We start from the raw sequence: 23,248 nt of genomic DNA on the forward strand, positions 1-23,248 counted from the left end.
GATTCCTGGCGGACGGGGCCCTTCGCGCTGCGCGGTCCCGCTCGGGCTCAGGACATGCGGCGGGTCCGGGCTTCGGCCTCGGCCATCTCCTGGGCTTCCGCCTCGGCCACCGCGATGCTGATGCCGAGTGCCTCGGTGATGTGCGTCGCGGCGGACATGACGCGCGCCGTGCCGACGACCGGGGCGATGGCGACGAGGACGTCCTGCAGTTGTTCGGCCGTCAGCTCGGCCTTCATGGCGGGGGCGATGTGCGCGAGGTAGGAGATCGCGGGTGCGTCCATGGCCGCGAGCGCGGCGAGGCGCGTGAGGATCAGCGTGTTCGCGTCCATGCCGCAGCGTTCCAGCGAGTCGACCGTCATGGCCGCGAGCGTGTCGAGAACGGGAGTGTCCGAGGTCTTGTCCATCTCCGGGCCGCCTTCCGGTGCCGTGCGGAGCCGACACGCGCCACCCGCTGAACACGGCAGCACCTCACGCGCCGGCGGTTACCCTTCCACCGTAAGAGCCCGCGGGGCCCCGCGCAGAGCGATCAACGACAAGCCCCCTACCCCGGCGGGAAACCGCGGGAGCAGGGGGGCCATCGTCCACGTCGTACGTCAGGGTTACTTCTTCTTGCCCTGGTTCTTGACGGCCTCGATGGCGGCCGCGGCGGCGGTCGGGTCGAGGTAGGTGCCGCCCGGGTTGAGGGGCTTGAAGTCGGCGTCCAGCTCGTAGGCGAGCGGGATGCCGGTGGGGATGTTGAGGCCCGCGATGTCGGCGTCGGAGATGCCGTCCAGGTGCTTGACCAGCGCGCGCAGGGAGTTGCCGTGCGCGGCGACCAGGACCGTGTGGCCGTCCAGCAGGTCCGGGACGATCGCGTCGTACCAGTACGGCAGCATGCGGACGACGACGTCCTTGAGGCACTCGGTGCGCGGGCGCAGCTCCGGCGGGATCGAGGCGTAGCGCGGGTCCTCGGACTGCGAGAACTCCGTACCGTCTTCGAGGGCCGGCGGCGGGGTGTCGTACGAGCGGCGCCACAGCATGAACTGCTCCTCGCCGAACTCGGCGAGGGTCTGGGCCTTGTCCTTGCCCTGGAGGGCGCCGTAGTGGCGCTCGTTCAGGCGCCAGGAGCGGTGGACGGGGATCCAGTGGCGGTCGGCGGCCTCGAGCGCCAGCTGCGCGGTACGGATCGCGCGCTTCTGGAGCGAGGTGTGCACGACATCGGGGAGCAGGCCGGCGTCCTTGAGCAGCTCACCGCCGCGGACCGCCTCCTTCTCGCCCTTCTCGTTGAGATTGACGTCCACCCAGCCGGTGAACAGGTTCTTCGCGTTCCACTCGCTCTCGCCGTGGCGGAGGAGGATCAGCTTGTACGGTGCGTCGGCCATGCGTACGAGCCTAATGGACGCGCCGGGGCGCTCGCGCGCGGCGTTCGGGGCCCCCGAACGGACGCCGACCGGGCCCCCGGCCCGGCGCCCGACGTGGCGCCCGACGTGGCCCCCGATTGACGGCCCGCGTCAATCGAGTGGCGGCCGCGGGTGGCCGCTCGTACGGTGCGGAGAGCTCACGAGGCACTTACATCAGGCGGGGGATTCCGTATGTTCGCTGGGGGTTTGATACGGGTCGCCCGGGAAAGTGTGGCGGGTCTGCCGCGCGCGTTCTGGTGGCTCTGGATGAGCACGCTGATCAACCGGCTCGGGGCCTTCGTCGCCACCTTCATGACCTTGTACCTGACGCTGGACCGCGGCTATTCGGCCTCGTTCGCGGGACTCGTGGTGGCGCTGCACGGGCTGGGCAGTGTGATCTCCTCGCTGGTCGCGGGGGTGATGACCGACCGGCTGGGACGGCGGCCCACGCTGCTGGCGGCGCAGGTCTCTACGGCGTTCTCGGTGGCGCTGCTCGGCTTCATGGAACATCCGGCGGCGATCGCGGCGGTGGCGCTGCTGGTCGGCATGACCTCGAACGCCTCGCGCCCGGCGGTGCAGGCGATGATGGCGGACATCGTCCGGCCGGAGGACCGGGTACGGGCCTTCTCGCTGAACTACTGGGCCATCAACCTCGGCTTCGCGGTGAGCGCGACGGCGGCGGGGGTCATCGCGGAGTACAGCTACCTGGCCGGGTTCCTGGGCGAGGCGGCGCTCACGCTGGTGTGCGCGGTGCTGGTGTTCCTCAAGCTGCCGGAGTCCCGGCCGGTGGCGGCCGCCGTGAGCGCGGCCGCGGTCACGGCCGCCGAACCGGAGACCCGGCTCGGGACCGTCCTGAGGGACGGACGGTTCATGGGCGTGGTCGGGCTGTCGTTCCTGATCTCGCTGGTGTTCACGCAGGGTTCGGTGGGTCTGCCGGTGGCGATGGGCGCGGCCGGGTTCTCACCGGGGGACTACGGCCTCGTCATCGCGGCGAACGGCCTGCTGATCGTGGTGCTGCAGATCCCGGTCAGCCGCTTCATCGAGCACCGCGACCCGCAGCGGCTGCTGGTCATCTCGGCGCTGCTGGCGGGGTACGGGTTCGCGCTGACGGCGTTCGCCGGGTCGCTGTGGGCGTACGCGCTGACGGTGTGCGTGTGGACGCTGGCGGAGATCGTGAACTCGCCGACGCAGATGAGCCTGGTGGTCCGGCTGTCCCCGGCGGACGGGCGCGGGCGCTACCAGGGCGTGTACACCCTGTCGTGGGCGGTGGCCTCGCTGGTGGCCCCGCTGATGGCGGGGTTCGTGATCGACCACCTCGGGGCGGGGTGGCTGTGGGGCGCGACGGGGGTCTTGGGCACGGTGGCGGCGCTGGGCTACTGGCTGCTGATGCGGAATCTCTCCGAGGGTGAACCGGAACCTGCCGACCCCGGCGCGGTCGCGGCTTCCGTCCCGGCTCCCGTCGGGTCGGTGACACCCTCTGCCTCTGCGGCGGAGCCCGACCCGGCGGGCGCACTCCCGCGGCCGAAGTCCGCGACGGCGGACGCGTAGTCCCGGGCTGCGCCCGGGCTTCGTGGGGCTCCGCCCCACACCCCGCGCCTCAAACGCCGGCGAGGCTGGGGGTGCCCGGCGGGCCTGGGGATGCCCGGCGGAGCTGGGGATCCCGGCGGGGCGGGGGATGCCTGGTGGGGCGGGGGATGCCCGGTGGGGCTGGAAATGGTCAGGCGGACGGTTGGGTCAGGTGGCGGAAGGCGTCCAGGTTGCGGGTGGACTCGCCCCGCGCGACCCGCCATTCGTACTCGCGCTTGATCGCCCCCGCGAACCCCAGCTCCAGCAGCGTGTTGAACGCCCCGTCCGCCGCCTCCAGCACCGTCCCCAGCAGCCGGTCCAGCTCCTCCGCGTTCACTACCGACAGCGGCAGCCGCCCCGTCAGGTAGACGTCGCCGAGGCGGTCCACCGCGTAGCTCAGCCCGAACAGCTTGAGGTTCCGCTCCAGCAGCCAGCGGTGCACCCCCGCCTCGTTCTCCTCGGGGTGCCGGATCACGAACGCGTTGACCGACAGCGAATGCCGGCCGACCTTCAGCGAGCAGGTGGTGCTCAGCTTCCGGGTTCCGGGGAGCTGGACCACGTACGAGCCCGGTTCCGTGCTCTCCCACGCGAGTCCGGCCTCGGCCAGGGTGTTCTCGACGATCGCGGCGGTAGCGGCAGTATCAGCGTCAGCGTCAGCCATGGTGGGAGCGTACGCGACGGCGATGATCATGCATCGCAGCGGTGTACACGTCCGCCGTGCCGCTCGCCGCCGTGTCCCACCCGAAGAACTGCGCGTGCCGTGCCGCCTCCCCGCCCATGCGGTCCGTGAGCCCCGGGTCGTCCACGAAACGCCGCAGCTCACGCGCGTAGTCCACCGGGTCGTGCCCGGGTACGAGGATCCCCGTCACCCCGTCGTTGACCGCCACCGGCAGCCCGCCGACCTCGGCCGCGAGCACCGGCGTGCCGGTCGCCTGCGCCTCGATCGCCACGAGCCCGAAGGACTCGCTGTACGAGGGCATGACCAGCACGGACGCCGCCCGGAACCAGTCGGCCAGCCCGTCCTGCGCGACCGGCGGGTGGAAGTGGACGAGGTCGGCGATGCCCAGCGTCGCGGCGAGCTTCTGGAGCTGCTCCGGCTTGGCGAGGCCGCTGCCGCTCGGGCCGCCGACCACCGGGACGAACAGCCGCTGCCGCAGCGCGGGGTCCTGGTCCACCAGCTCGGCGACCGCACGCAGCAGGATGTCGGGGGCTTTCAGCGGCTGGATCCGCCCCGCGAACAGCGGAATGACCGCGTCCTGCGGCAGCCCCAGCCGCGCCCGGGCGGCGGCGCGCCCGTCGCCGACGGTGAAGCGGTCGAGGTTGACGCCGGGGTGGACGACGGCCACCTTCGCGGGATCGGCCTCGTAGTGCCGTACGAGCTCTTCCGCCTCCTCGGCGGTGTTCGCGATGAGCCGGTCCGCGGCGGCCACGATCTGGGTCTCGCCGATGACGCGGGCCGCGGGCTCGGGCGTGTCGCCCTCGGCCAGCGCCGCGTTCTTGACCTTGGCCATGGTGTGCATGGCGTGCACGAGGGGGACGCCCCAGCGCTCGGCGGCGAGCCAGCCGACATGGCCGGAGAGCCAGTAGTGGGAGTGGACGAGGTCGTAGTAGCCGGGGCGGTGCCCGGCCCAGGCCTGCATCACGCCGTGGGTGAAGGCGCAGAGCTGCGCCGGGAGCTCCTCCTTGGCGAGCCCTTCGTACGGCCCGGCGTCCACGTGCCGTACGAGGACTCCCGGGGCCAGCTCGACCACGGGCCGGAGCCCGCCCTCGGTGGCCCGAGTGAAGATCTCGACCTCGATGTTGATCGCGGCGAGGCGTTTGGCGAGCTCCACGATGTACACGTTCATGCCGCCGGCGTCGCCGGTGCCGGGCTGGTGCAGCGGTGAGGTGTGCACGCTGAGCATGGCGACGCGGCGCGGCTTGCGGTGGTGGCCCACGGCCGGGAGGCGGAGCCTCGGGGCGTCGTGGCGGGTGGAGCGGGCGGCGGCGATCCTGCCGCTGAGGCTGCCGCCGAGGCGGGCCACGTACTGGCTCAAGAGAGCAGTTCCTCTCGCTCGGACGGCGCGGGGACGGCGCGTGGGTGGCGCTGGGACGACGCGCGGACGGCATGACGGTGAAGAGCGCGTTCGGCGCCCATCAAGGAGTGCAACCCGAACGGCCGTGCCCCGCATTCCGAGGTACCGGGATTTCCTGCTCGGACTGCCGATTTTTATCCGGTGCGGCCCCTCCGCTTACCCTCGGCTCATGTCCTCCCGCACCACACCGCCCCCGAGCCGCCACGGCCGCCCCGGCCGCCCCGTGGGCACGGTGACGCGCGGGACCACGAACCCGAACCGGTTGCGCCGGATGGACCGCTGGATCGCGGCCACGCACGGCGCCGCGCTGCGGCGGGCGCAGGCACCGGTCGCGGTGGACCTCGGGTACGGGGCCGCGCCCTGGACGGCGGTCGAGCTGCTGGCCCGGCTGCGGGAGGCGGCGCCCGGGGCACGGGTGGTCGGCATCGAGATCGAGCCGGCGCGGGTCGCGGGGGCGAAGCCGTACGAGCGGGAGGGCCTGGCCTTCCGGCACGGCGGCTTCGAGGTCCCGCTGGACGGCGGTGTCCGCCCTTCGCTGATCCGCGCGGCGAACGTACTGCGCCAGTACGACGAGCGGCAGGTCGAGGAGGTCTGGGCGCGGCTGTGCGCACGCCTGGCTCCGGAGGGGCTGCTCGTGGAGGGCACCTGCGACGAGATCGGGCGGCGGCACGTATGGGTCGCGCTGGGCCCGGAGGGGGCGCGCACGGTGACGTTCGCCACCCGGCTGGGCTCGCTGGAGCGCCCCTCGGACCTGGCGGAGCGGCTGCCGAAGGCGCTGATCCACCGGAACGTTCCGGGTGAGCCGGTGCACGCGTTCCTGCGGGACTTCGACCGGGCGTGGGCGGCGGCGGCCCCGTACGCCTCGTACGGGGCGCGGCAGCGCTGGATCCGGACGGCGCGGGCCCTCTCCGGCGACTGGCCGCTGGCGGACGGTCCGGGGCGCTGGCGGCAGGGGGAACTGACGGTGCGCTGGGAGGCGTTGCGCCCGGCGGGGTGAGCGGTGGCCCCGGCGGAGTGAGCGGTGGGGGTGGTCGGGCCTGGAATGTGGGCCTCCGACCGCCGAACGAATGACGGCGGGGAACCAGAGGTGTGAGCTGCCCGTTGAGTCGTCGGGGTGGGCGTGGCATGGGCGTACATGATCGGGAAGAGCCCCACAAGGGTGTTGGAATTCACCGACTCGTGGCACCATCCCGAAGGCAGTAGCAAGTTACTGATGAATAGTCAGATCTGATGCAGGGTCTGACACGGGCGCATGGGGGGACCATGGGGACCGAGGGGACCGAGAAGCGATCGCGATCGCAGGCACGTCCGCGGTGGAGGGGCGGCGCATCCGCCCTCACCCTGCTGTGCGCGATGGCGATACTGACGGCTCCCGGCCTCGTCACGGGCACGGCGTACGCCGCCCCGACCCCGGAACCGGGCGCCAAGTCCCTCGAACAGGTCCGCGAGGACATCGAGGACCTATACCGCGAGGCCGGCACCGCCACGGACGCGTACAACCTCGCGGAGGGCGAGGCCACGGCGCAGTCCGACCGGATCGTCGAGATCGCGAAGCAGATCGTGGCCGGCCAGGAGCGGATCTCCTCGATGAAGAACCGGGCGGGCGCGGCGGCCCGCGCCCAGTACCGCTCGGGTGGTCTCCCCCCGGGCGCGCAGCTGGCGTTGAGCGGCAGCCCGACCCAGTTCCTCGACGGGGCGGACCGGCTGCGGCAGGGCGAGAAGGCGACGACGGACCTGCTGTCGGACCTGAACCGGACCCAGGACGACCTGGTGCGGTACGCGAAGGAGGCGAGCGAGCAGTGGCGCAAGCTCGAAGCCAACCGCATCAAGCAGGAGGACTCGAAGAAGCGGGTCGAGGAGAAGATCAAGGCCGCGGAGGAGCTGGAGAGCAAGCTGGAGGCCGAGGAGAAGGCCCGGCTGATCCAGCTGGAGCAGCAGGCCCAGTACAAGGCGCAGACGGCGTGGCTGTCGTCGGGCGCGCTGAAGGGCGTCAACGGCGCCGCGACGGACGCGGGGAAGCGGGCCGTCCAGTACGCCACGGCGCAGATAGGCAAGCCGTACGTATGGGGCGCGGAGGGCCCGGGGTCGTTCGACTGCTCGGGGCTGACGTCCCAGGCCTGGCTCTCGACGGGCCGGCGCATCCCGCGCACCTCGCAGGAGCAGCTGCGGCTGCTTCCGAAGGTGGCGGTGAAGGACATGCGTCCGGGCGATCTGATCATCTACTTCGACGACGCCAGCCACGTCGGCATGTACGTGGGCGACGGCGCGATGATCCACGCCCCCCGCCCGGGCCGCAACGTCACGATCGCGGGCGCGGGCTCCATGCCGATCAAGTCAGTAGTCCGCCCGGACGCCTGACCCCTACCGGGGGCCTGCCCCACTCCCTCAGCCACCCCCACCGCCCGGCCCGGCGCGGCCCGACCGGAACCCGGTCAGCCGCCCCCCGGCGGACCACGCCGTGCGCGGGCCCCGGGGCGGCCGGCGCGGCCCGGCCGGAACGCGGTCAGCCGCCCCGGCGGGCCCCACCCGGCGCGGCAGACCACGCCGTGCGCGGGCCCTGGGAAGCGCGGCGGCCCGCCCGGCTCTCGAGGCACCCGCCACGCGGAACGGCGGCACCGACCGCCCAACGGGACCGACGGCTCAAGCCCCGGGCCCCGGGGGCTGTGGCACGGGGAATCCGACACGACGCCCGGCGGCGCCCCGAGGACCCCGGCCTCGGGAGCCCGTCAGCCCGCCTGGGCCCAGGGCGCACACCCCACCGACCCGGCACCGGCCGGCGGCGCCCGCCGCCCAAGCCCCGTCGGGCTGCCGCACGGAATCCGGCGAGGCACGCGCTCAGCGGGACCGACGTCCGAGCTCGCCGAGGCTGCCGCACAGGGTCCGGCGGCCAGCACCGAGCCCGGCGGGGCTGCCGCACAGGGTCCGGCGGCCAGCGCCGAAACCGGCGGGACTGCCGCACGGGATCCGGCAGGACCGGCGGCCGAACCCGGCGGGGGCTGCCGCACGGGGTCCGACGGCACCGGCGGCCGAGCCCGGCGGGGGCTGCGGCAGCGGATCCGGACCCGCAGGGGCCGGTGGGGCCGGCGCGGCGGCCGGAGACGGACCCGGCGCGGCTGGGGGGGTGGCGGCCGGAGAGCCAGCCGCCCAAGCCCCGTCGGGCTGCCGCACGGAATCCGGCGAGGCACACGCTCAGCGGGACCGACGTCCGAGCTCGCCGGGGCTGCCGCACGGGATCCGGACCCGCAGAGGCCGGTGGGGCCGGCGCGGCCGCACGGGGTCCGGCGAGGCACACGCTCAGCTGGACCGACGGCCGAACCCGCCGGGGCGGCCGCATGGGGTTCGGCGAGACCCGGCAGCCGAGCCCGGCCGGGGCTGCCGCACGGGATCCCGCAGGACCGGCGGCCGAGCCCGGCGGGGGCTGCCGCACGGGGTCCGGCGGGACCGGCGGCTGAGCTCGGTGCGGCTGCGGCAGCGGAACCGGCACCGCAGGCCCGGTGGGGGCGGCGCGGCGGCCGGAGACGGACCCGGCGGGGACGGTGGCGGTCGGAGGGCCGGCCGGGGAAAGGGGGTGGGCGGAGGCAACCATGGGGGTGCCGCCGACGTCTCGGCAGACGGGCACCCGCACGCACCACCGTGACCTTGCTCATCCCATGAGCCCGATTTTCCCCCGCGATAACGGCATATGACGGAGGCCCTCTCCAAAGCCGCCATTCCGTTCTCCCCACACCGACCGCTAGGGTCTGGCGAACGAGCGCACCCTCGGGGGGAGGGAAGGAACCGGAAACGATGTCCGTACCCGTACCGCGGCAGAGGGACACCCCGGCCACGGAGAACGGTCAGGCCGTTCTGCCGATCACCCCCGCCCGGCCGCCGTCGGACCCCGCCGCACCCCAGGCGCTCACGCTGCTCGTCATCGAGGACGACCCCGCGGGCGGTCTCACCGTCCCCGAGATCCTCGACGCCGACGGCCACCGCATCCGGCTCCGCACCGCCCGCAACCTCACCGAGGCCGCCCGGCTGCTCACGCCCGACGTGCACTGCGTCCTGCTCGACCTGTCGCTCCCGGACGCCACCCCCCGCGGCTCCTCCGCCGCCACCGACACGGCGGTCGACCAGCTCGCCACCCTGCGCCAAGTCCTCCGTATCGCCCCCGGCCACGCCGTCCTCGTCCTCACCGCGGAGGCCGACGCCGAGCGCGCCGCCGAGGCGGTCCGCGTCGGCGCCCAGGACTTCCTCTTCCGCGACGAGCTGGACGGCCGGCTCCTCAGCCGCGCCATCCGCTACGCGGTGGAGAGAAAACGGGCGGACATCGCCCAGTACAAGCTCGCAGAATCGAAACTGCGCGCCCAGGAGAACGCCCGCCTGGAGCGCGGTCTGCTCCCCAACCCGCTCCTCGAAGGCTCCGACCTCCGTTTCGCCGCCCGCTACCGCCCCGGCCGCAGCCGGGCCCTCCTCGGCGGGGACTTCTACGACACCGTCCGCACCCCCGACGGCACCGTCCACGCGATGATCGGGGACGTCTGCGGCCACGGCCCCGACGAGGCGGCCCTCGGCGTCGAGCTCCGGATCGCCTGGCGCGCGCTCACCCTCGCGGGTCTGTGCGGTGACGAGCTCCTCGCCACCCTCCAGGAGGTCCTGGAGGTGGAGCGCCCCTGCGACGAGATCTTCGCGACGCTGTGCACCGTGGACATCGCCCCGGACGGCCGCCGCGCGGGCCTGTGCCTGGCCGGCCATCCGGCCCCGCTGATATCCCGGCCCGGCCGCCCCGCCCGGCTGCTCCCCTACGAGAACAGCGGCCCGGCACTCGGCCTGCTGCCCCGGGCCCGCTGGCCGCGCCGCCAGGTCGAGCTGGGCGGCACCTGGAGCGTGATGCTCTACACCGACGGCCTCATCGAGGGCCGCATCGGCGCCGGCAAGGAGCGCCTCGGCCAGGACGGCATGGTCGAGATGATCAACCGCCACCTGGACCGCGGGCTGCGCGGCGAGGACCTGCTGGAAGCCTCCGTCACCGAGGCCCGCCGCCTCAACGGCGGGGAGCTCACCGACGACGTCGCCGTGGTGCTGCTCTCGCGCGCCGAGGGCTGACCGCCGCCTTCCGGCCGCAGCCAGCGGCGCGGGGCCAGGGGGCCGCCAGGGGCCAGGGGCTACCGTCCGCCGTTGTAGGGCCCGTACGGCCCGTCACTGCTGCTGCCGCCACGGCGCCGGCCGCCGCCCGAGACCTCCTTGAGGGCAGGGCGCACGTCCACGAAGAACACGATGGTCGCGACGAGACCGGCGATCTGCAGGAACAGCATCCCGAGGAAGAAGTCCACGAGCACCGTGATCCCGAGGATGACCAGCCAGAAGGTCTTGGTCTGCTTGCCTGCGGCGCGGTACGCGTCCTCGCGCGCCACCACCGCCATCACGAAGGCCACGATGGCGAGCGCCAGCATGGCGAATCCGAGCAGCGGGAGGACCCCGTTGTCGAAGCCGTTCATCAACATCGCTCGACCGCCTTCTCACGCTTCGCTTCGCACCTGATGCCGCCTGCCTCCACGCTACCGGCACAGCGGCTCCCGCAAACAACAACGGACCGGACACCCCACTGGTGCCCGGCCCGCCGTCCCGATCTCCGGCCGCGAAATCAGCTCTCGTCGCCCGGCGCGGCGACGGCCTTCTTCGCGGTGGTCTTGCGCGCCGTCGGCTTCCTCGCGGCGGGAGCGGCCTCCGGCTCCGACGCGGGCTCGGGCACGACGACCTCGGCGATGTCGACGATCTCCTCGGAGATCTCGCCGCGCCAGGCGCGCACGGCCTGCTCACCGTGCTCGGCGACCTTGTCGTAGGTCTCCTTGGCGCGCACGGCGTACTCGGCGGCCACGCCGACCCCGCGCAGCGCCAGGTCCTGGGCGGTCTCCCCGATCTTCTTCGCGTCGATCGCGCCGAGCACCTCGGCGACCTTGGCGGTGACGACCTCCTGCGCCTCCTTGGCCTTCTCCTGCACGACCTTGGGGTCGGTGTTCTTCACGGCCTCGATCCGCGCGGGAGCCTCGGCGCGCAGCTGCTCGATGAACGCGGGCACCTTCTTCGCCTGCTGTACGGCGAGGTCGGCGGTGCCCGCGGCGAAGTAGAAGGGGGTCGGGTCGGTGAGGGTCTTCTTCAGGTCATCGGCGATGGCCATGTGCTGGTCCTCCCGGATCAAGTTCAGTTCGTGTGGGGCATCGCGTCGTCGCCCGGCTCGTCGCCCGGCTCACCGCTCGGCTCGCCGCGCTCTTCGTCGTGCGCGTTCTCTTTGCGGAACGATTCGTAGATCTGGAGCAGCACCTGCTTCTGCCGCTCGTTGATCGACGGGTCGGCGAGGATCACAGCCCGCGTCTCGACCTCGTCCGGGTCCCGCTCGTCCAGGATCCCGGCCTGCACGTACAGCGTCTCCGCGGAGATCCGCAGCGCCTTGGCCAGCTGCTGGAGGATGTCCGCGCTCGGCTTGCGCAGCCCGCGCTCGATCTGGCTCAGGTACGGGTTCGATACCCCCGCGACCTCGGCCAGCTGCCGCAGCGACAGCTGAGCCTGCCGCCGCTGCTCCCGCAGGTACTCGCCGAGATTCCCGACGTTGAGCGATGCCATACCCCGATCCTGCCGCACCCCGCTAACTATTGCAAGCAGGCGCTTGCAGCATCTCGCACCTGACCTGAAATGCGTTTGTCGGCGCAGGTCTGCATAGGGTCGGCGGCATGGCGACACGGCTTGTTCAAATTGCGATGAATGCTCGGGATGACTCCGCGATCGGCCGGTTCTGGGCGGAGGTGCTCGGCTGGGGCCTTGCCAGCGAAGGACCCGGCGTGACCAACATCGAGCCCGTGGGCCTCGTCTATCCCGACCCCGTCGCCGTCTACGTCGACGTCCTTCGCGTCCCGGAACCCAAGACGGTGAAGAACCGTGTGCACATCGACCTTGCCACCACCTCCGCTGCCCATCAGGCAGAGCTGGTCGCGCGCCTGAAGGTTCTCGGCGCGACGCCCGCCGACGTGGGCCAGGGCGACGTGCCGTGGACGGTCCTGGCCGACCCGGAGGGCAACGAGTTCTGCGTGCTGGAGCCCCGATCGATCTACCGGGACACCGGGCCGATCGCCGCGGTGGTGGTCGACTGCGCGGATCCGCGGGCCATGGCCCGGTTCTGGGGCGAGGCCATGGACTGGACCCTGCACGAGGTGACCGACGATCACGCGGTGCTGCGCTCCGCCAAGGGTGTCGGCCCCTATCTGGAGTTCCTCCGCACACCCGACGCGAAGACCGTGAAGAACCGCATCCATCTCGACCTCTGCCCGTACCCCGGAGACGATCAAGCGGCGGAGACGGCCCGGCTGCGGGCTCTCGGCGCCACCGACATCGACCTCGGCCAGGGCGACGTGGCGTGGACGGTCCTGGCCGACCCGGAGGGCAACGAGTTCTGCGTCCTCACCCCGCGCTGACGCGTTGCCCGGCCGGCCCGGGGTCGGATGGTCAGGCCGTTCCGATCACCACCGTGGCGTACAGCTCGTCCGACGTGGTCGTGCGGACCTGGGCGAGGCCCGCCGTCGTGAAGGCCGCGGCCGTGGAGGGGGACTGGCGCTCGCTCGTCTCGATCAGCAGGTGGCCGCCCGGGGCCAGCCACTCGCGGGCGCCCTCGGCCACCCGGCGGTGGATGTCCAGGCCGTCCGCGCCGCCGTCCAGCGAGACCAGCGGCTCGTGGTCGCGGGCCTCCGACGGGAGCAGGCCCACCTCCTCCGTCGGCACGTACGGGGCGTTGACCACCAGGACGTCCACCCGGCCCCGCAGGGCGGCCGGCAGGGCGGCGTAGAGATCGCCCTCGTGGACGAGCCCCCCGTACGGCGCCACGTTCAGCCGCGCGTACGCCAGCGGCGACGGGTCGATGTCCGCCGCGTGGAGTTCCACCCCGGCGCCCACCGCCGCCGCCACCGCCGCGCCCAGCGCGCCCACCCCGCAGCACAGGTCCACGACGACCGCGCCCGCCCGGGGGGTGAGCGCGGCCGCCTCGTGCGCCAGGAACTCGCTGCGCCGGCGCGGGACGAAGACCCCTTCGCCGACCCGCATGCGCAGCCCGCAGAACTCGGCCCAGCCCACGACCATTTCCAGCGGCTCGCCCTCGATCCTGCGGGCCGCCAGGTCCGCCAGATGCCCGTCGTCCTCGGCGGCGGCGACCAGCAGGTCCGCCTCCTCCTCGGCGAAGACGCAGCCGGCCGCGCGCAGGCGTTCTACCAATGAAGTCAAAAAGCTCAGTCCTCGGTTCTCGTTCTTGTTCTTGTTCGGTTCTTGCTGCCCAACGCCCGGTCTCGTTCAGCCGTCCAGGACCGTGACGTCGAGGTCCTCCAGCCGTGCCGGATCCGCCAGGATGTCGATGGCGACGATACGGTCCCCCACGACGGTGAAGCCCATGACCGCGACCGCCTTGCCGCCCGGCGGGATCGTGACGACGCCCGGCGCCCCGTTGACCAGGGCGGGCCGCGCGTACGGCGCCAGCCGCTGGAAGGTGAGCGCCTGCCGGGCCACCGCGCCCGCGCCCAGCGCCATCTCGGTCAGGTCCACCCGCAGCACGCAGTCGGGGTCGAGGACCGAGATCAGGCCGTCGAAGCTGCCGCCCCGCGCGGCCGTCAGGAACGCGCCCACGATCTCCTTCTGCCGGCCCCGGTCCGCGTCCGGGGCCGGGGCCTGGCCCCGCACCCGCCGCCGGGCGCGGCTCGCCAGCTGCCGCGTCGCCGCCGGGGTGCGCTCCACGATCGGCGCGATCTCGTCGAAGGGCACCCCGAACATGTCGTGCAGGACGAACGACAGCCGCTCGGCGGGCGCCAGTTGCTCCAGTACGACCAGCAGCGCCAGCCCGACCGAGTCCGCGAGCAGCACCTCCTGCTCGGGGTCCAGCCCGTCCGGCGGGCTCAGCAGCGGCTCCGGGATGCCCACCGGCGTCTCCAGGGACTCCTCGCGGCGCGCCTTGCGCGAGCGCAGCTGGTCCAGGCAGACCCGGGCGACGACGGTGGTCAACCAGCCGCCCAGGTTCTCCACCTCGCTGGTGTCCGAGCGGTCGAGCCGGATCCAGGCCTCCTGGACGGCGTCCTCCGCCTCGGTCAGGGAGCCCAGCATCCGATAGGCCACCGCACGCAGGTGGGCCCGCTTCTCCTCGAAGCGCTCCGCCAGGAAGTCGCTGTCCGCCGCGCCGTTCGCACCGGTGCTCATGATCGTGTTCCCTCGTCTCGTCCCGCTGGTCCCGCTCGTACGCTCATCCGCTCCACCTCCCTGACGGACGGCGGCCCGCCCGTGTGACAGGGACGAGGCGGGATCAGGAGACGTCCGGGCACCACGCCCGTACCACGTCCAGCACCCGCACCCACAGGAAGTCCGCGGCGGTCACGATCCTGGCCGCCCGCGGATCGGGCAGCAGCCGCGCGACGAGGTCGTCCGCAGCCGCTCGTGCAGCGCCGGGCCGACTCGGCGGGCCTCGGCCGCGTCCACCAGCTCGATGCGCCCGCCGTCGGCGGGCGCCGGCCGGCGCGGGTCGAGTCCGGTGCGCGGTACGTCGATCTCCCACTCCGAGACGGACGCGGCGGGCCCGTATCCGTACCGCCCGTAGATCGGGTATTCGGCGGCGATCAGCGTCGAGAGCACATCGCCGCGCTCCTTGGCGGCGGCGAGCTCGGCGGCCATCATCCGTGTCAGCAGGCCCTGGCGGCGGTGCGTGGGCAGCACGGTGACGTTGGTGACGGCGCTGGAGGTGACGGCCGCGCCGCCCGGCACGGTCAACTCCTGGGCGAAGGAACGGAAGGTGGCCACGCAGCGGCCGGTGTCACGCGCGAAGGCGCCCTGGGTCCGGGCGAGGTCGCTGTGCGCGGCTCTCTGGGCGACGTCGTCCGGCGTCAGGGGTTCCGTGCGCAGGAATCCCCTGTTCTGCGCCAGCATCCACTCGGGGAGTTCGCTGGTGGTGATCTGCCGGACGTCCGCGCTCATAACCCGCCACGCTAACCGCCGCCCCGCCCCAAGTCGCTTGATTTTCACGGCGGCCGGACCCAGCCAGCCCCGATAGGCGCGGTCAGACCAGCAGGTCGTCCACCTGTGCCTCGCCTTCGCGGTAGCGCCGGGTGATCTCGGCGCTGGAGTCGTCCGCCGTGCGCTGGAGTTGCTGCCGGCGCCGCGAGACCTGCTCCTCGTACCGCACCAGCCGGCCCATCGCGTCGTGCAGTTCGGCGTCCGTGCGCGCGGCGAGGTCGGAGAGCTCCACCTCCGCCAGCATCTCCGCCGCCAGCAGCCGGAATTCCTCGCTCTGCGGGGTGCCGAGCGTGAGGTGCCGGACGGAGGCGCTGCGCCGGGAGGGGGCGTCCGCGAGGATCTCCGAGAGCCGGTCCATCACCGACGCCTCGGGGTCCGCCGGGGCCGCGTCCGGGCCGTCCCCGGCCACCGCCGGGAGAAGGTCGCGGCGGCGGGCCAGTTCGGCCCGCAGGATGTCGATCCGGCCCTGCAGGAGTCTGCGGATGTAGCTCAGGTCGGCCTCGTCGCGCTGCGCGTCGCGGCGCAGGGCGCGCAGCTCCGGAAGGCCGAGCGCGGCGGCCGGGGTCAGCGGCTCGCGCGCCTCGCCGGTGCGCTGCGCGGGCGGTCGTACCGCGGCAGTGCCGGCCGGAGCGGGTTCAGCGGGTGATGCGGGTGCAGGTGCGGAGGTACCAGAGGTATTCATGCGTTCGGGTCCGTCCCCTCGGCCGGTGAATGGGGGCTCCCCGGGCCCTGAGGGCCGTGGGAAGCACCGCCTGCGTGCATCGTGCCACTCTCCGTGCCGCCGGTGCAGTCCCACGCCACCCGATCGGCCCCGGACGGGTGCACGCCTGGTACACAGGTGGTATGCGAGCAGTGGTGCAGAGGGTGGACGGCGCGAGCGTCGTGGTGGCCGGTGAGACCGTGGGCGAGATCGTCGGCGAGGGGCTGTGCGTGCTGGTGGGGGTGACCCACGACGACACCCCCGAGAAAGCGGCGGTGCTGGCGCGCAAGCTGTGGTCCGTACGGATCCTGGAGGCGGAGAAGTCCTGTAGCGACGTGGACGCGCCACTGCTGGTGATCTCCCAGTTCACGCTCTACGGGGACGCCCGCAAGGGCCGCCGCCCCACCTGGAACGCGGCGGCGCCCGGGCCGGTGGCGGAGCCGCTGGTGGACGAGGTCGTCGCGCAGCTGCGGGCGCTGGGCGCGACGGTGGCGACGGGCCGGTTCGGCGCGGACATGCGGGTCTCGCTGACCAACCACGGCCCGTTCACCATCGTCATCGACGTCTGAGCGGCCCCGGGCCGTACGGGGCTACCGCGCTACGGCGCTACGACGACCTCCTGCGCGGCGGCCGTCTTCCCCACCAGCAGCGGGGCGTCCACCGGCACGTTCCGCTTGACCAGCGCGAGCGCGATCGGGCCGAGCTCGTGGTGGCGTACCGCGGTGGTCACGAAGCCCAGCTGGCGGCCCTCCTCCCCGTCGGCGGCGAGCCGGACGGGCGTGCCGTGCGCCGGGAGCAGCACCTCGGAGCCGTCCAGGTGCAGGAAGACGAGGCGGCGCGGCGGCTTCCCCAGGTTGTGGACGCGGGCCACGGTCTCCTGGCCGCGGTAGCAGCCCTTCTGGAGGTGGACGGCGGTGCCGATCCAGCCGAGTTCGTGCGGGATGGTGCGGTGGTCGGTTTCCAGGCCGAGCCGCGGCCGGTGCGCCTCCACGCGCAGGGCCTCGTAGGCGAGGAGCCCGGCGGCCGGGCCGTGGCCGGCGGCGAAGGCCTCCAGGTCGGCGCGCGGCAGGAAGACGTCGCGGCCGTACGGGGTCTCCCGTACGACGTACTCCTTGTCCACCTCGGCGATGGAGCCGGCCGGCAGGTGCACGACGGCGAACTCGGCGGTGCGGTCGGCGACTTCGACGCGGTAGAAGAACTTCATCGACTCCAGGTAGGCGATCAGCGCCTCCTGGGTGCCCGGCTCGACGTGCGCCCAGACCGTCTCGCCGTCGTCGACGAGGTACAGGGCGTGCTCGATGTGGCCGTGCGCGGAGAGGATCAGCGCCTCGGTGGCCTGGCCGGCGGGGAGGTCGGTGAGGTGCTGGGTGAGCAGCAGGTGCAGCCAGCTCAGCCGTTCCGGTCCGGTGACGGTGACGACGCCTCGGTGGGAGAGGTCCACGAAGCCGCGGCCGTCGGCGAGGGCGCGCTGTTCTCCGTACAGCTCGCCGTAGTGGGCGGCGACGCCCTCGTCACGGCCTTCGGCCTGTACGGCGCCGGGGAGATGGAGCAAGGGGCTGCTGGTCATGGCACCAAGCGTACGGCCCTGCCGGGAAACGCCCCCAGGCGTGTCCGGCTAGGCCTGTCCGGCCTGCCCGGCCTGTCCGGCGCGGTGCTTGGCGGCGCACTCGCGGCACAGCCCGAAGATCGCGAAGTGCTTCATGTCCGTCTCGAACCCGAACGTCGTGCGCAGTTTCGCGGTGAAGTCGGCGGCGATGTCCAGGTCCGCCTCGATGACCTCGGTGCAGTCGCGGCAGACCAGGTGGATGTGGTGGTGCCGGTCGGCGAGGTGGTACGTGGGCGCGCCGTGCCCGAGGTGGGCGTGCGAGACCAGCTTGAGCTCCTCCAGGAGCTCCAGCGTGCGGTAGACGGTGGAGACGTTGACGCCGGAGGCGGTCTTGCGCACCTCGGCGAGGATCTCGTCGGGGGTGGCGTGCTCCAGACGGTCGACCGCTTCCAGGACAAGCTGCCGCTGCGGTGTCAGCCGGTATCCGCGCTGCCGCAGGTCGGTCTTCCAGTCGGTGCTGTCGGTGCTGTCGGTACTTTCGGTGTATCCGGTGCTCCCCACCCGGCCAGTGTAGAGCGCGCGAAGGGGACCGCGGTCGCGTCCCGCGGTCCCCTTCGTCGTCGCCCGGTCGGCCGGTCGCCCGGTCGCCCGGCTCAGCGGAAGAAGGCGATGCCGTCGTCCGGCATGTCGGGGAGGTTGCGCGCCATGTCGGCGACCTCCTCGGGCGTGACGACCTTCTTCAGCTGGGCCGACATGTACGGGCGCAGCTCGACATTCGGGGTGGACTTCTCTCCGACCCACATCAGGTCGCCCTTGACGTAGCCGTAGAGCCGCTTGCCACCGCTGTACGGGCCGGAGGCGGCGGTGCGGGCCACCGCGTCGGTGATCACGTCGATCTGCGGCTTCTGGTCGGCGAGCTCGCCGTACCAGACCTCGACGACGCCCTGGTCGCGGACCATGACGATCTCCACCTGGCGGTCCTTGTCGATGCGCCAGTACCCGGACTCGGATTCGAGCGGCCGCACCTTGTTGCCCTCGACGTCGAGCGCCCAGGTGCGGGAGGTGTACTCCAGGAAGTCCCGGCCGTCGTGGCGGAAGACCACTTCCTGGCCGAAGTTGCACTTCTCCTCGCCGGGGAAGTCGAAGACGCCCGCTCCTTCCCAGGCACCGAGGAGGAAGGCGAGCGGGACGAGGCCCGGGTTCAGGTCGGACGGGATCTGGATCATGGTTGGCTGCTCAGGCGATCTGTGGGGAGGGGTTCCGGGATCCGGGGCGTGGCGGGCGGCTGATCCGGGGGGATCAGCGCTGGCCCTGGTACAGCTTCTTCACGGCCAGACCGGTGAAGGCGAGAACGCCGACGCAGACCAGGACCAGCAGGGAGGTGAAGACTGCCTCAAGCACGGGGTGCTCCTCGGATGGGTTGGCGTTACGGGGCCGGCCCCAAGCCTACTGGCCCGGGGACCGGCGCACTCCGTGAGGTAGGCCGCACGGCAGCCGGCGGGGCGGCCGTCAGCCCAGCAGCTGGTGCTGGAGGATCACCGTCTGGTGGAGCGGGACGGACGCCACCTGGCCCTTGCGGGTCTGGAGGATCACGGCCCGGACGTCCCCGGACTGGACGCATCCGGCCTTGGTCTGTTCGTCGCCGACCGGGGCGGACTCCTCCAGGATCGTGACGCCGCTGGTGTCCGGGGGGCTCTGCGCCACCTTGGCCTTGCCCCAGGCGCTGTCCGTCTCGATCCGGTTGACACCGGCCAGGTTCATGTCGGGGCCACAGCCCTCGAAGGTGTCCGCGAACCCCGACGCGTGGAAGCGCAGCAGGTAGACGCGGGTGCGGGTGCCGTCCGGGGTGGTCCAGCCGCGGCCCACGATCTGGCGCAGCCCGTTGTCGGTGAACCCCTGCTTCATCTCCGCGCGGGCGGTGCCCTCGTACTCCTCCAGGAAGGTGTCCACGGTGACCACCGAGTCCTTCTCCAGCTTCAGCCCGGCGTCCGGGGCGGAGCCCTTCGGAGCGGGCAGGAGCAGCTGGGTCAGGCCGGCGTAGTGGATGCCGTCCTCGTTGTCCTTGGCGAAGGGCAGCGGGGCACCGGGGGGCGGGGTGGGCTTGGCCAGGACGGGGTAGATCCAGCGGCCGTCGTTCCGGGTGGAGAGGCCGGGGATGTCGGTGCGCTCGGGCTGGGCGACGCCGTACGCGGCCGCGGTGCCGGCGGCGCCGAAGACGAGGACGGCGGCGCTCCAGCGCAGGAACGCGAACAGCTTGCGGCGGTCCTTGGGCGGGGCGGCCGGTGCCGGGGCCGCCGCGGGGGCTTCGGCCGGAACGGCGTCGGCCGGGACGGCGTCGGCCGGGACGGCGTCGGCCGGGACGGCGTCGGCCGCGATGGCGTCCGCCGGAACGGAGTCCGCCGGGGGCGTGTCCAGCACCGTGACTTCGGCCGGGGCCGGGGCCGCCGCTGCGGCGTCGGCCGGGACGGTCGCCGCCGGGGCGGTGTCGGCCCCGGCGGTGTTCTGCTCGGTCACGCGGACTCCCCGGGGGACTTCAGGTGGCTCAGCTGGTTCTTCAGGAACCCGGCGGCGTCGGACTTCGAGAAGCCGGGCTTGGGCCCGTACGCACGGAAATTGACCATCACGTCGCCCTCGACGGCGACGCAGTAGAGGGAGTCGACCTTCTTCTCCTTCTCCTCCTCCTCGCCGACCGCGAGCAGCGAGCACTTGGCGTTGGGGAAGCCGTCCACCTTCGGCGCGTCCCGGTCGTCGTCGCCGATGACGTCGAGGAGCTTCTTCGAGATCTCGGAGAAGCTGTCCAGGGCCTTCGGGTCTGCCTGAAGGATGCGGACCTCCACGACCATGTCGCCGCCCAGTTCGGCGTAGCTGCGCCCGGCCTGGCCCTTGAGTTCGAGGTCGGCCAGTACGTCGTCGCGCTTCTTGCGCTCCGAGCTGGACAGGCCCTTCCGGGCCTCCTTGAAGCCTTCGACGGCCTGCTCGCCCGAGATGAAGAAGTCGTTGCCGTCGGCGCCGAGGTCGGGGCCGAGCGTGTAGGTGCGCGGGAGCGGGAGCAGCTTGGCCGAAAGGGGGTTGCCCGGCACGGGCCCGGGCTTCTCCGTCTTGGGCGGCTGCGCGCCGGCCGGGGCCCAGTAGGCGGTGGGCGCGCTGCGGTCGGCGTCGGCGATCGTGCCGGACGCCCAGACCCCGGTGCCCACGAGGACGGCCAGGCTCAGCCCGCCGACCACCAGGGGGCCGGCCTTCCCGCGTCCGGCCGTGGGCGCGGCAGTCGCGTCCGTGGCGTCCGTGACGGCGGTCGCGGCCGTGGCGTCCGTGACGGCGGTCGCGGCCGTGGCGTCCGTGACGGCCGGAGCCGGGTTCGTGTCGTTCTGCGGCTCGGTCACAGTCGCTCCAGCTGTCGCTTGGCCAGGTCGATGACATCGGCCTCGGTGATCTTGCCGCCCCGGTTGTCGCCGTAGTGGATGTCCAGGACGACGTCGCCCCGGCGGACGATCGCCCGGGCGCTGCGGAACGGTTCGTACCCGGGCTCCTCTTCGGCCTTGGAGTCCACCCAGACGTGGCCGAGGTCGGCGGGGACGCCGGGGATGGCCGCGCCGTCATTGCCCGCGTACTTCTTCTCGGGCATGTAGACCGACTGCTCGTGCTGATATTCGTCCGCGCTGGAGAAATCGTCGAACTGCAGCAGCCGGATCTCGATGATCACACGGTCGTTCTGCGACCACACGGTAGTGGCGGCGCGCCGGAAGCCGTTCGTGGCCCAATACCGGATGGCCGAGTCCGGCCTCTCGAAGGTCGTCGCGAAGAGGTCGAAGGATTCGTAACCGGGGCGCGCGAGGACCTTCGCGTCGGACGGTGCCTCGACCAGCAGCTTGGACAGGTCGCCGTCGGTCTTGTGCCAGCGGTTGGCGTTGATCGTCTTGCGCGTGGTGGCCTCGTCCGGGGCCAGCGCCTTCGGCGTGTCCAGCGACTGCCGCGCCAGCGGGGGCAGCGGGGTGGGCTCGCGGTCGTACTGGATCGCGTAGCCGGTGGCCGTGCCGGCGAGGCCGCCGAGGACGAGGGCGGCGGCGATGAGAAGGGTCGTGCGGCCCCGGCGTCGGCGGCGCGGCACAGTCGCCATCGCCATGTCCGAGTCCGGCCCCTTCTCGCCCGCTTTCAGCGGCTCGGGAAGGGTCTGTTCGTGTTCCAAGGATGTCCCCCACAGGACTGGAGGCGCAGGTTCGTTTACCCGCGCACACCCAAGACAGGCTGGGGGGATAAGCAGTTGTACGCATTCTTATTACAATTTGAACTACCGGGTTTCAGTCCTCGTGACGCCGCTTTCCGTCCAGTTCGTCCCACCATTCGTCGGACTTCGGATCACCGGAGGGGTCGTCCCACCAGCGGTCGTCCGGGCCGCGCCGGTTCGCGATCACCGCGGCGACCGGCGGGATGATCATGGCGACGACGCACAGGGCGACGGCGGCCTCCACCGACAGAAAGCGCACGAAAGACCAGGCGGAGACGAAGAGGAACAGACATCCGCTCATGAGCAGCAAGTAGACGCGGCGACGCCGGGCGTACATACCTTCAGGGTAGAACCGGATGCCGCCCTCGGAAATGGCGCGGAACGGCACGAAGGGCCGCACCCCGTTCCAGTGGCGTCCAACCCCTGGGGTGCGGCCCTTCGGCCGGTCGTTCACGTCGAGCGCATGCGGATCAGACCGCGATGGCGACGTCCGTCACTCCGCCGGCCTCGGCGACCACGACGGCGCGGTCCGCCTGGGCACCCGGGACGAGCGCCCGCAGCGTCCAGGTGCCGGTGGCCGCGTAGAAGCGGAACTGGCCGGTCGCCGTGGTGGGGACCTCGGCGGTGAATTCGCCGGTCGAGTCCAGCAGGCGGACGTAGCCGCTGACGGGCTCGCCGTTCTTGGTCACCTGGCCCTGGATCGCGGTCTCACCGGGCTTGATCGTCGCGAGGTCGGGCCCGCCGATCTGTGCTCCACACATGTTCTCTGTCCTGTCCTAGAGAGTTCGTACGAGGGCGTCGCGTGCCCGGGATTACTTGTTGGCGCCGAGCTCGATCGGCACGCCGACGAGCGAGCCGTACTCGGTCCACGAGCCGTCGTAGTTCTTGACGTTCTCCTGGCCCAGGAGCTCGTGCAGCACGAACCACGTGAGCGCGGAGCGCTCACCGATGCGGCAGTAGGCGATGGTGTCCTTCGCCAGGTCCACCTGCTCGGCCTCGTAGAGCGCGGTCAGCTCTTCGTCCGACTTGAAGGTGCCGTCGTCGTTGGCGTTCTTCGACCACGGGATGTTGCGGGCGCTCGGCACGTGGCCGGGGCGCTGCGACTGCTCCTGCGGGAGGTGCGCCGGGGCGAGCAGCTTGCCGGAGAACTCGTCGGGCGAACGGACGTCGACCAGGTTCAGGGAGCCGATCGCGGCCACGACGTCGTCGCGGAAGGCGCGGATCGAGGCGTCCTGCGGCTTGGCCTTGTACTGGGTGGCCGGGCGGTTCGGGACGTCCTTGCCGTCGACCAGGTCGCGGGAGTCGAGCTCCCACTTCTTGCGGCCGCCGTCGAGCAGGCGGACGTCCTGGTGGCCGTAGAGCTTGAAGTACCAGTACGCGTAGGACGCGAACCAGTTGTTGTTGCCGCCGTAGAGGACGACGGTGTCGTCGTTGGAGATGCCCTTGGCCGAGAGGAGCTTCTCGAAGCCCTCCTGGTCCACGAAGTCGCGGCGGACCGGGTCCTGGAGGTCCTGCTTCCAGTCGATCCGGACGGCGTTGGTGATGTGGTTCTTGTCGTACGCGGACGTGTCCTCGTCCACCTCGACGATGACGACGTCGGCGTCGTTCAGGTGGGCCTCGACCCAGTCGGCGTCTACGAGGACGTCGCTGCGGCTCATGGTGTTCTCCTCCGGGGCAGTGTGCGGCGGGGCGGTGCTGGTGCTGCTGCGGGGCGGTGCTGGTGCTGGTGCGTGCCGTTCCGGATGTCGC

At 72.4% G+C, this 23,248-nt stretch carries 25 protein-coding genes and 1 pseudogene; 6 read left to right on the forward strand and 20 right to left on the reverse strand.

Annotation, left to right across the window (positions count from 1 at the left end):
• Positions 1-47: 47 nt before the first annotated feature.
• Together MTF65_RS25675 and MTF65_RS25680 are read right to left on the reverse strand one after the other, a co-directional pair.
• Positions 48-404: a carboxymuconolactone decarboxylase family protein gene (locus MTF65_RS25675; protein ID WP_243631306.1), complete on the reverse strand. Its 357-nt coding sequence runs from the start codon at positions 402-404 to the stop codon at positions 48-50.
• Between the two features lie 195 nt (positions 405-599).
• Positions 600-1,361, reverse strand: a complete 762-nt coding sequence (locus MTF65_RS25680; RefSeq protein ID WP_243631307.1) for a phosphoglyceromutase — start codon at positions 1,359-1,361, stop codon at positions 600-602.
• Positions 1,362-1,571: 210 nt separating this feature from the next.
• On the opposite strand from MTF65_RS25680, the gene MTF65_RS25685 reads away from it, so the two are divergent.
• Positions 1,572-2,927: an MFS transporter gene (locus tag MTF65_RS25685; RefSeq protein ID WP_243631308.1), complete on the forward strand. Its 1,356-nt coding sequence runs from the start codon at positions 1,572-1,574 to the stop codon at positions 2,925-2,927.
• Positions 2,928-3,096: 169 nt separating this feature from the next.
• Here the strand turns inward: MTF65_RS25685 and MTF65_RS25690 are convergent, their stop codons facing one another.
• On the reverse strand, positions 3,097-3,606 hold the full coding sequence (locus MTF65_RS25690; RefSeq protein WP_243631309.1) for a YbjN domain-containing protein: 510 nt from the start codon (positions 3,604-3,606) through the stop codon (positions 3,097-3,099).
• Positions 3,599-4,981 (reverse strand): D-inositol-3-phosphate glycosyltransferase, encoded by a 1,383-nt coding sequence (gene mshA / locus MTF65_RS25695; protein ID WP_279399520.1) that lies wholly within the window; start codon positions 4,979-4,981, stop codon positions 3,599-3,601. The genes MTF65_RS25690 and mshA overlap by 8 nt, the downstream gene beginning before the upstream one ends.
• A gap of 208 nt (positions 4,982-5,189) precedes the next feature.
• Between mshA and MTF65_RS25700 the strand changes: the two genes are divergently transcribed.
• The 3 genes from MTF65_RS25700 to MTF65_RS25710 all read left to right on the forward strand — a co-directional run bounded on the left by MTF65_RS25700 (position 5,190) and on the right by MTF65_RS25710 (position 10,105).
• On the forward strand, positions 5,190-6,017 hold the full coding sequence (locus MTF65_RS25700) for a class I SAM-dependent methyltransferase (RefSeq protein WP_243631310.1): 828 nt from the start codon (positions 5,190-5,192) through the stop codon (positions 6,015-6,017).
• Between the two features lie 356 nt (positions 6,018-6,373).
• Positions 6,374-7,378: a C40 family peptidase gene (locus tag MTF65_RS25705; RefSeq protein WP_243631311.1), complete on the forward strand. Its 1,005-nt coding sequence runs from the start codon at positions 6,374-6,376 to the stop codon at positions 7,376-7,378.
• 1,428 nt (positions 7,379-8,806) lie between these two features.
• Complete coding sequence (locus tag MTF65_RS25710) at positions 8,807-10,105, forward strand: PP2C family protein-serine/threonine phosphatase (RefSeq protein WP_243631312.1); 1,299 nt, start codon at positions 8,807-8,809, stop codon at positions 10,103-10,105.
• Positions 10,106-10,164: 59 nt separating this feature from the next.
• Here MTF65_RS25710 and MTF65_RS25715 read toward each other — a convergent pair whose 3' ends face one another.
• From MTF65_RS25715 to MTF65_RS25725, 3 genes are all read right to left on the reverse strand, one after another.
• A complete protein-coding gene (locus MTF65_RS25715) occupies positions 10,165-10,503 on the reverse strand; it encodes a DUF2516 family protein (RefSeq protein ID WP_243631313.1) in 339 nt (112 codons plus the stop codon).
• 140 nt (positions 10,504-10,643) lie between these two features.
• Entirely contained in the window at positions 10,644-11,177 is a 534-nt protein-coding gene (locus tag MTF65_RS25720; protein WP_243631314.1) for a hypothetical protein, read from the reverse strand.
• Positions 11,178-11,200: 23 nt separating this feature from the next.
• Complete coding sequence (locus MTF65_RS25725) at positions 11,201-11,620, reverse strand: helix-turn-helix domain-containing protein (protein ID WP_243631315.1); 420 nt, start codon at positions 11,618-11,620, stop codon at positions 11,201-11,203.
• A 107-nt stretch (positions 11,621-11,727) separates the two neighbouring features.
• Here MTF65_RS25725 and MTF65_RS25730 point away from each other — a divergent pair, with 107 nt between their 5' ends.
• On the forward strand, positions 11,728-12,465 hold the full coding sequence (locus tag MTF65_RS25730; RefSeq protein WP_243631316.1) for a VOC family protein: 738 nt from the start codon (positions 11,728-11,730) through the stop codon (positions 12,463-12,465).
• A 31-nt stretch (positions 12,466-12,496) separates the two neighbouring features.
• On the opposite strand, the gene MTF65_RS25735 is transcribed toward MTF65_RS25730, so the two are convergent.
• The 4 genes and pseudogenes from MTF65_RS25735 to MTF65_RS25750 form a co-directional block, all read right to left on the reverse strand.
• Complete coding sequence (locus MTF65_RS25735) at positions 12,497-13,273, reverse strand: putative protein N(5)-glutamine methyltransferase (protein ID WP_243631389.1); 777 nt, start codon at positions 13,271-13,273, stop codon at positions 12,497-12,499.
• Between the two features lie 57 nt (positions 13,274-13,330).
• Positions 13,331-14,224 carry a sigma-70 family RNA polymerase sigma factor gene (locus MTF65_RS25740; protein ID WP_243631390.1) on the reverse strand — a complete coding sequence of 298 codons (894 nt, stop codon included), beginning with the start codon at positions 14,222-14,224 and terminating at the stop codon, positions 13,331-13,333.
• A gap of 222 nt (positions 14,225-14,446) precedes the next feature.
• Positions 14,447-14,992: pseudogene (locus MTF65_RS25745) on the reverse strand (GNAT family N-acetyltransferase); the annotation flags it as partial.
• 82 nt (positions 14,993-15,074) lie between these two features.
• Entirely contained in the window at positions 15,075-15,713 is a 639-nt protein-coding gene (locus MTF65_RS25750) for an AmfC protein (protein ID WP_243631317.1), read from the reverse strand.
• Between the two features lie 161 nt (positions 15,714-15,874).
• Between MTF65_RS25750 and dtd the strand changes: the two genes are divergently transcribed.
• Entirely contained in the window at positions 15,875-16,300 is a 426-nt protein-coding gene (gene dtd / locus MTF65_RS25755) for a D-aminoacyl-tRNA deacylase (RefSeq protein ID WP_042801357.1), read from the forward strand.
• Positions 16,301-16,329: 29 nt separating this feature from the next.
• Here dtd and MTF65_RS25760 read toward each other — a convergent pair whose 3' ends face one another.
• The 9 genes from MTF65_RS25760 to MTF65_RS25800 all read right to left on the reverse strand — a co-directional run bounded on the left by MTF65_RS25760 (position 16,330) and on the right by MTF65_RS25800 (position 23,157).
• Positions 16,330-17,298, reverse strand: a complete 969-nt coding sequence (locus MTF65_RS25760; RefSeq protein ID WP_243631318.1) for a folate-binding protein YgfZ — start codon at positions 17,296-17,298, stop codon at positions 16,330-16,332.
• 48 nt (positions 17,299-17,346) lie between these two features.
• Positions 17,347-17,838 carry a Fur family transcriptional regulator gene (locus tag MTF65_RS25765; protein ID WP_243631319.1) on the reverse strand — a complete coding sequence of 164 codons (492 nt, stop codon included), beginning with the start codon at positions 17,836-17,838 and terminating at the stop codon, positions 17,347-17,349.
• A gap of 92 nt (positions 17,839-17,930) precedes the next feature.
• On the reverse strand, positions 17,931-18,503 hold the full coding sequence (locus tag MTF65_RS25770; protein ID WP_243631320.1) for an FABP family protein: 573 nt from the start codon (positions 18,501-18,503) through the stop codon (positions 17,931-17,933).
• Between the two features lie 283 nt (positions 18,504-18,786).
• Positions 18,787-19,791 (reverse strand): hypothetical protein, encoded by a 1,005-nt coding sequence (locus MTF65_RS25775; RefSeq protein WP_243631321.1) that lies wholly within the window; start codon positions 19,789-19,791, stop codon positions 18,787-18,789.
• Positions 19,788-20,657 (reverse strand): hypothetical protein, encoded by an 870-nt coding sequence (locus MTF65_RS25780; RefSeq protein WP_243631322.1) that lies wholly within the window; start codon positions 20,655-20,657, stop codon positions 19,788-19,790. The genes MTF65_RS25775 and MTF65_RS25780 overlap by 4 nt, the downstream gene beginning before the upstream one ends.
• Positions 20,654-21,460, reverse strand: coding sequence for a hypothetical protein (locus MTF65_RS25785; RefSeq protein ID WP_243631323.1), 807 nt, complete (start codon positions 21,458-21,460; stop codon positions 20,654-20,656). Before MTF65_RS25785 ends, MTF65_RS25780 begins: the two co-directional genes overlap by 4 nt.
• 112 nt (positions 21,461-21,572) lie before the next feature.
• Positions 21,573-21,836: a DUF3099 domain-containing protein gene (locus MTF65_RS25790; RefSeq protein WP_243631324.1), complete on the reverse strand. Its 264-nt coding sequence runs from the start codon at positions 21,834-21,836 to the stop codon at positions 21,573-21,575.
• Between the two features lie 133 nt (positions 21,837-21,969).
• Positions 21,970-22,260 carry a DUF1416 domain-containing protein gene (locus MTF65_RS25795; RefSeq protein WP_243631325.1) on the reverse strand — a complete coding sequence of 97 codons (291 nt, stop codon included), beginning with the start codon at positions 22,258-22,260 and terminating at the stop codon, positions 21,970-21,972.
• Between the two features lie 51 nt (positions 22,261-22,311).
• Positions 22,312-23,157, reverse strand: a complete 846-nt coding sequence (locus MTF65_RS25800; protein ID WP_243631326.1) for a sulfurtransferase — start codon at positions 23,155-23,157, stop codon at positions 22,312-22,314.
• Between the last annotated feature and the right edge of the window lie 91 nt (positions 23,158-23,248).

It is taken from the genome of Streptomyces sp. APSN-46.1 (genome assembly GCF_022815725.1).
In the GTDB taxonomy this organism is placed as follows: domain Bacteria; phylum Actinomycetota; class Actinomycetes; order Streptomycetales; family Streptomycetaceae; genus Streptomyces.